Origin of the sequence: Microcystis sp. M_QC_C_20170808_M3Col, from assembly GCF_007095505.1 — a bacterium.
In the GTDB taxonomy this organism is placed as follows: domain Bacteria; phylum Cyanobacteriota; class Cyanobacteriia; order Cyanobacteriales; family Microcystaceae; genus Microcystis.
In genome coordinates this window covers 1-6,847 of record NZ_SFBY01000202.1, presented here as the reverse complement: position 1 = coordinate 6,847, position 6,847 = coordinate 1, and the positions used below count along the sequence as shown (strand labels likewise).

The 6,847-nt window shown below is 40.8% G+C and carries 7 protein-coding genes and 1 pseudogene; 6 read left to right on the top strand and 2 right to left on the bottom strand.

Going from position 1 to position 6,847, the window contains the following annotated elements; all coding sequences use genetic code 11:
* Positions 1–326 precede the first annotated feature (326 nt).
* Positions 327–806, top strand: coding sequence for a hypothetical protein (locus EWV84_RS09015; RefSeq protein ID WP_287077733.1), 480 nt, complete (start codon positions 327–329; stop codon positions 804–806).
* Positions 807–978: 172 nt separating this feature from the next.
* On the opposite strand, the gene EWV84_RS09010 is transcribed toward EWV84_RS09015, so the two are convergent.
* Positions 979–1,137 carry a microviridin/marinostatin family tricyclic proteinase inhibitor gene (locus EWV84_RS09010; protein ID WP_002750786.1) on the bottom strand — a complete coding sequence of 53 codons (159 nt, stop codon included), beginning with the start codon at positions 1,135–1,137 and terminating at the stop codon, positions 979–981.
* On the opposite strand from EWV84_RS09010, the gene EWV84_RS09005 reads away from it, so the two are divergent.
* A complete protein-coding gene (locus EWV84_RS09005; RefSeq protein WP_287077732.1) occupies positions 1,136–1,327 on the top strand; it encodes a hypothetical protein in 192 nt (63 codons plus the stop codon). The two genes, EWV84_RS09010 and EWV84_RS09005, sit on opposite strands and share 2 nt — an antisense overlap.
* A 22-nt stretch (positions 1,328–1,349) precedes the next feature.
* On the opposite strand, the pseudogene EWV84_RS22860 reads toward EWV84_RS09005, so the two are convergent.
* Positions 1,350–1,558: pseudogene (locus EWV84_RS22860) on the bottom strand (MvdC/MvdD family ATP grasp protein); the annotation flags it as partial.
* 86 nt (positions 1,559–1,644) lie between these two features.
* On the opposite strand from EWV84_RS22860, the gene EWV84_RS09000 reads away from it, so the two are divergent.
* The 4 genes from EWV84_RS09000 to dndC all read left to right on the top strand — a co-directional run bounded on the left by EWV84_RS09000 (position 1,645) and on the right by dndC (position 6,598).
* On the top strand, positions 1,645–2,433 hold the full coding sequence (locus EWV84_RS09000; protein ID WP_287077731.1) for a class I SAM-dependent methyltransferase: 789 nt from the start codon (positions 1,645–1,647) through the stop codon (positions 2,431–2,433).
* Positions 2,434–2,471: 38 nt separating this feature from the next.
* Positions 2,472–3,206, top strand: a complete 735-nt coding sequence (locus EWV84_RS08995; RefSeq protein WP_287077730.1) for an SDR family oxidoreductase — start codon at positions 2,472–2,474, stop codon at positions 3,204–3,206.
* 396 nt (positions 3,207–3,602) lie between these two features.
* Positions 3,603–4,838, top strand: coding sequence for a DNA sulfur modification protein DndB (locus tag EWV84_RS08990; RefSeq protein ID WP_287077729.1), 1,236 nt, complete (start codon positions 3,603–3,605; stop codon positions 4,836–4,838).
* 158 nt (positions 4,839–4,996) lie between these two features.
* The gene (dndC, locus tag EWV84_RS08985) at positions 4,997–6,598 is read left to right on the top strand and encodes a DNA phosphorothioation system sulfurtransferase DndC (RefSeq protein ID WP_287077728.1); all 1,602 of its coding nucleotides are present in this window, start codon (positions 4,997–4,999) and stop codon (positions 6,596–6,598) included.
* The last annotated feature ends 249 nt before the right edge of the window (positions 6,599–6,847 follow it).

Below are 6,847 nucleotides of genomic sequence, written 5' to 3'. Positions count from 1 at the left end.
GTTAAGTACCTAAGCAAAATTAGTTACACATTTCGATAAAGCTTTTGCCTTTTGCCTCTTGCATGAGTGCCTATCTTCACTAGGAAATTTATTTTGCAAGACTACTTATCAATTGTTTCTCCCCAATCTCCTCTATCTTTTAAACAGGATTTAATCTAAGAACTGACGATTTTCTACAAGTTGTGTGAACGGTAAGACTAATGTAGAATGCTGCAAGGCATCTGATTGCTAGACAGCCGATTTGTATTCTTTTGCCTTACCATGGATTTTATATGACTGAAATCCCGACCAACCAATCCAACTTAGTGATTTTAGGAGTCTCATCAATGACGGAAACTACTGAAACGGCCATTCCCAAGGATTTTCTCGGAATTAATCCCACAGAAATCAACAAAAAACTTGTCTCCTGGGGAATTTCTCTAGATGAAGTTGTTCAAAAACTTGCTTCTCTGGGACTCCCCGGCATTATTTTCATTATTGCTATTGCCGCATCCAGCACTACTGCCTATCCTGCAATTTACGCACTTTTAGGGTTAGGCGGTCCGCTGGGACTAATTGGTGGACTTGGGGTCTTAGGCATCTCTACCATTATTGGTGACATTGTTACGGGTTATGGCATTGAGGCACTGCTTAAAACGGTCTATCTCAAACGTCGTGAAACAGAAACTCAAGAATATCTCATCAATGAGGTGGAAGGTTTACCAATTTCTCAAGTTCTAAAACTTAACCTGAAAAAGGCTATTGAAGTCGAAATTACTGCCGAAGAACCCGTTGCTCCCAAAGAAGTCGAAATTGCTGAAGAGTAGTTTTAACTTAACTAAGCACTTTCTCCCTCCTCTACCCGGCTGTCTCCACCAGCCAATTGACTTGTTTAGCAAACCCTAAATACAACAAAAAACCGCCATAAATCTTACTCCTGCTTGACTTATGGCGGTGGTTTATTTCTGTCTGAATTACTGAAAGCAATCTTGAAATTAATTAACTATCTTCCCAGTCAGAAGGCCATTTCCAAGTCCAAACGGGAGCGGGTTCAGAATCGGGGGGGGAATCGGGGGTCGGAGCCTCGTCTTGGTCCGCCGATAAAAAACGAGCAAAGAAGGGGATTGCTTTACTTTGTTCGCTATTAGGATAATTCATGGTCATTCCTAGTTTTGAGTGGCAGCTTTTTCAAGATAGCTGCGATTACCCTGTGATAGTAACATATATTGCCGTCTTACTCAAGTCAAATACTCACCTTACCCGCACTTTCATGGGTGACACTTATAGCGGTATTCAGAGTCATGAGGTGCGACGATTTTCTTCCCTGTCCCCCGCTCCCCATTCCTAATTCAAAAGCGATAACTTCTGTCCCTCACCAGATATGATAATATAGATTGATGGTTATAGGTTAATTGATAAAAACTTTTTTTACCATTAAATTGGGCTGTTAGTTGAACCTCTAAGGGAAATTTATCGGTATCTAAGCAAAAAGCTGTGGCTCCTTTTTTTCTATCGCCTCAGCCACGCGGTCAATATCTAGTGCCTTAACAGGAGTTTGGCAAGCATTGCTATAACCCACTTCTCACTTCCCACTTCCCGCTCTACTAAGCCAAATCGTGTTAAACTAATGTAGTTTTTTGCCGAAAGAGTTAAGTGAGTTTAAAAATGGATAAAAATGAATGGATTGCTAGATTCGATGATTTAATTTGTAGTCCTTCGATTCGAGAGTTTTATGGTGAAAGAGAGTTTTTTAATGTCGGTTATTGGCTCTCCCATACCCAAGATCAACAGGAAGCATCCTCCACTCTGATGGAGAAACTTTTAGAATTTATTCCCAACAAACAGGGAACAATTCTTGACGTTGGCTGTGGTTTAGGAGCAACTACTCATTATCTTCTCAAATATTATCCATTGACAGCAATTGTAGGCATTAACATTTCTCCCACACAAATTGCCAGAAGTCTCTTGAATTTTCCCGAAGGTAAATTTCTGTTAATGGACGCAGTAGAGATGGATTTTGCCGATGATTCTTTTGAGCAAATTATTTGTGTAGAAGCGGCTTTTTATTTTAATACTAGACAGCAATTCTTGCAAGAAGCTTGGCGAGTATTAAAGCCGGGGGGAACCTTAATTCTCTCAGATCTGAGTTTTGCCACAACAGAACTTTTAGGGGATTGGACAGTTCCCCAAGCAAACAGGGTCAAAGATATTGCAGAGTATCAAAATCTTTATCAACAGGCAGGGTTTAAAGATGTTCAATTTGTCGAGGTGACGGAGGAGTGCTGGTTCAGACATTTTCGCTATCTTAAATCTTGGTTAACAGAGGAATTGCAATCAGGAAAATTAGACGAAGAAACCTATAATTTAAACATTAAGCCTCTGGATAATTTGCTAAGTTCCTCGTCCATAACTTATTGGTTAGTTGCTGCCCAAAAGCCAGTCAATATGCTGTAATAGCTGTAAGTTTTTCTGAAATTTTTGGAGACAAAAAAATGTTTGATTCCTTATCGGGTAAAAAAGTCGTTATTATTGGTGCAAGCTCCGGGATTGACCTAGCGATTGCCGAAAAATTGCTCTCCCTGGGGGCAAAAGTGGTGCTTTCCCATGCTTCTCAAGAGAAATTAGCTGCGGCTGTTGCCCTAATTTCCGGGGAGATTGAAGCCAAAACTGTTAATTTTTTAGAAGAAGATTCTGTTAATGCCTTTTTTGCAGAAATTGGCAACTTTGACCATTTAGTAGTAACCTCTCTGGGAGACAGAAATATGCCGCGAGCCTTATTAACTGAAATGACCACAGAAACGGCCCAGGGAGGTATGGATAAATTCTGGGCCACCTTTTTAGCAGTGCGTGGCTCCCTGAAAACTTTGGCCAAGGACGGTTCTATTACCCTGACATCAAGCGTCACTATCTTCAAATATTCCAAAATGGGCGGAATTTCCGTCATAGCCGCCGCTAATAGTGCCGTAGCCGTATTTGGACGCGCCCTCGCCCTAGAACTCGCTCCTGTTCGCGTTAACGTTGTTGCCCCCGGATTAATAGAAGATACAAGTATCTGGAGCAGTCAAAGTGATTCGGAACGCTCCGACCTGAGCAAATGGGCGGTTTCTGCTCTACCTGTCGAACATTTAGGGCAACCCGAAGAAGTCGCCCTAGCAGTATTGAGTTTGATTATCAACCCCTATATGACAGGTGTGGTTTTACCCGTGGACGGTGGAGTTACTCTTTAATCCCTAACGGGATTTCAACCCTCAACCCGGGAAAGTGATGCTAAATCCTGTTTAAAAGGTCTAGGGGGGAGTGGGAAGTGGGTTTTTAAAGTTGCATTAAGGGTTCATCATAGTACACAAGTTCTATAGTATGCGATCGCTGTTTTGGGTATCGTACCTATACCCTACTGAATTTTACTTATTAATCCACTTTTCGACTGCAAAAACAAAAATCAGTCCATATCTTGACTGTAAAAACGGGATATTAATTTTATATGGGCTATTGACAAGCCTAAAAGCTTTCTTTAAACTAGATTCAGTACATAAACAAAAATTCCGATAAGTACCTATTGCAGTAGGACTTCTCGGACGTTTGTATGTACTTAATTGTTTTTGGACATTTTTTCAAGGTTAATTATGACTCAGATCACATCGGCTGTCAATGACGACGGCTACCGTTCCAGTGCTGACCTCGTACACTGTCAAAGACAAGATGAAGCGCAGACTTTAGCTTTCGCTGATTCGGCCACATCGGGAGCGAGAGTTTTTATTTGTCATGTTTACGAACAGGGGGGAAGAACTCATCTAGTTTTTTCTCTACCTTGTAGTCTGCTGATTGAATTGGCAAAATTACAGAGTGCTGAAGCTAAAAAGAATAAGTCTAATGCGGATGAAGTCATGAACAGACCACTTATTCCCCAGCACGTTAACGAGATTGCAAAGTATTTGCTAGAAACAGATCAGTATATTTTGCCCCCATTCATCTTTAACTCGAATACACCGATCAAAGTTTTTACCTATGGTGCAGGTCCAGTCAAATTCGGTTATGCTGTTATGCCAATAGATGTAGAACTTTATGTTACTGATGGTCAACATCGGTTAAAAGCGATCGAAAAAGTTTTACCTGAAAAACCTGACTTGCGTAACGACAGCGTAACTGTGCTGGTAGTTCAAGAAGCAGATATGGATCAAATTCATCAAGATTTTGCCGATTGTGCCAAAAATAAACCCATTCCTCCTGCTTTATTGGCTGCTTTCGACGTTACCGATCCTCTTGCTAAGTTGACTCGGACAATTACTAAAGATTTAGTCATTTTCAATGGACGGATTGATAAAATCTCTCGTACTATCGGAAAAGACACCAAATATATGTTTACTATGAGTCAGTTAAGAATCGGTGTCGCTGAATTTCTCTTTGGTTCATCTCGAAAACCAGTTATAGAATCTCATTCTCGTCAAAGTAAGAGTGAATTTTTGCTAATGTTAGAGAGATTGACGATTTTTTACACGGAATTTGCCAAAAATAACGATACTTGGCGACTTTTGCTACAACCTGCATCTCAAACGGTCAATCTCAACTTATACGATCTCAGACAACAGCGCGTGGATTTTAATACGGTTGGGTTTCAGGTACTTAGTCGCATTGGACATTTAATCTTTTTTGGCCAAGAATTCGCTGATTTACAGCGAGAAGCTCTAATTAAAGCACTTGCAGGTTTGGATTATACCCGTGACTCAGCTTTATGGCTAAATAGTATCGTGATTGATGATGCTGGTGCTAAAAAGATAGTTACACAGACAACAGCAGTCGATAAAGCGTTTAAAATCGCCAGAGATGCTGTACAAGAGAAAACTGGGATAGTTTTAATCTAGTTTCGAGTAGATTTACAGCAATTCGGTCTTACATCCCTTCTGAAATCACAAACAGAGATCGAGCAGTTTTGCTTTATCTCTCTTTTCCTGTGCCTATTGATAGGTTTTACTAATTAGACATACAGTATAGAGAGGAGAACTTTAAAAGTATATGTGTAATGACCGCAATCCAAACCTCTCTACTACCGAATCGTACTATTGATGAGTTCGTAGAAGATGTTAAACTACTGACTCAAGAAGTACAAAAGCTCTACTGTTTAGATGAGATTCCTTGGATTATTGGTGTTTCTTGGGGAAAAGATAGTTCAGCAGTTTTACAGTTAATCTGGAATGCGATCGCTGCTTTACCATTAGAGAAGCGACAAAAAACTATTCATGTCATCACCACCGACACAATGGTTGAAAATCCCATTGTCTCTGCATGGGTTAGAAAGTCGATGGAAAAGCTGGAAAAAGCTTCAGAAGCTCACAGAATGCCATTTACATCACATTTACTCTATCCTGCTGTGGAAGATCGCTTTTGGAGTGGATTAATAGGTAAGGGTTATCCTGCTCCCCGTTTGAAATTTCGTTGGTGTACTGGAAGACTGAAAATTAACGCTTCTAATAACTTTATTCGTGAAGTCATCAGAAATTGTGGGGAAACAATATTAGTTTTGGGAATCCGCAAAACAGAAAGCTCTCGTCGTGCTAAGGTGATGGAAAAATTAGAAGCTAAAAGACTTCGTGAGCGTTTGAGTCCTAATGCAAATATGCCAAATTCTCTTGTTTATAGTCCGATCGAAGATTGGCGTACTGATGAAGTATGGATGTACTTAATGCAGTGGGAAAATCCCTGGGGAGGAGATAACAAAGAATTATTAGCAATGTATCGAGGAGCGACTGCGGATAATGAATGTCCCTTAGTGGTGGACACCTCAACCCCTAGCTGTGGAAGTTCCCGTTTTGGTTGTTGGGTGTGTACTTTGGTAGATAAAGATACATCGCTGAGTATGATGGTTCAGAATGACGAAGAAAAAGAATGGTTGCAACCACTGGTAGAACTCAGAAATGAATTAGATCTTTTGGATGATAGAGAGAGACGTGATTTTCGTCGTCTTGTTGGGAAAGTACAATTATTTGAAAGAAACTTAAATGGAGAAATATCGATCGAACCCATACCGGGCCCTTATACTAAACAATGGCGAGAATATTGGCTAAGACGGGTATTAGAGGCTCAGGAGAGCGTGCGTACTAATGCTCCAGAGGAGATGAAAGATATTACCCTAATTACCACGGAGGAACTCAGCGAAATTCGCCGGATTTGGAGGGAAGAAAAGCACGAATTTGATGACCAATTACCGAAGATTTATAAACAAGTGACTGGAGAAACTTTTCAAGACCCGCGACCGGGAGCGGATAATAATCTTTTGGGGAGTGAAGAATGGGATATACTCGCGGATATCTGTGCCGAGGATTCCATGCACCTAGAATTATTGGCTAAACTGATCGATACGGAACGTCAATATTTTCTCAAAATCTCTCGCAAGGGTATTTACAAAGATCTAGAAAAATGCTTTGAATCTAGTTCTCGTAGTAAAGAGGAAGCGATCGAAAATGCCCGTTATGTCTATGATCTAAAGAATGCCGCTCAAAGTGGCAATATTGCTCAGGTGAAAGAACAACTAAAAGAGAGTTTTAGTGAACCGGAAAAAGACCCGCAAAAACAGTTAACTTGGGCCAGCATGAAATTCCCTACAACCGATGAGGAGGAGGAATAACGGGTTTATTTTACCCGTAAACATCCCTGGATTTTCCCGGCCGCATTTCCCCTATCTAGGGTTTGCTGAATAAATCTAAAAACCTTATCCAACAAGGTTTTTAGACTTTTTTTCCCTCAAAAAGTGCCGCCCCTTGGAGTGATTGGGGGGAAAATTCCGGGACTTTTTCCCTGAAAATTAGGTAATTGACCACCTGAAAATGGGTAAAACCCCACACCCCACACCCCAACCCCCAACCCCCAACCCCCA

Bases quoted from the DNA above. Each gene is read 5' to 3' on its own strand.
- EWV84_RS09015 (WP_287077733.1), top strand. From the start codon at position 327: ATGACGGAAACTACTGAAACGGCCATTCCCAAGGATTTTCTCGGAATT.
- EWV84_RS09005 (WP_287077732.1), top strand. From the start codon at position 1,136: ATGGTCATTCCTAGTTTTGAGTGGCAGCTTTTTCAAGATAGCTGCGAT.
- EWV84_RS09010 (WP_002750786.1), bottom strand. From the start codon at position 1,137: ATGAATTATCCTAATAGCGAACAAAGTAAAGCAATCCCCTTCTTTGCT.
- EWV84_RS09000 (WP_287077731.1), top strand. From the start codon at position 1,645: ATGGATAAAAATGAATGGATTGCTAGATTCGATGATTTAATTTGTAGT.
- EWV84_RS08995 (WP_287077730.1), top strand. From the start codon at position 2,472: ATGTTTGATTCCTTATCGGGTAAAAAAGTCGTTATTATTGGTGCAAGC.
- EWV84_RS08990 (WP_287077729.1), top strand. From the start codon at position 3,603: ATGACTCAGATCACATCGGCTGTCAATGACGACGGCTACCGTTCCAGT.
- dndC (WP_287077728.1), top strand. From the start codon at position 4,997: ATGACCGCAATCCAAACCTCTCTACTACCGAATCGTACTATTGATGAG.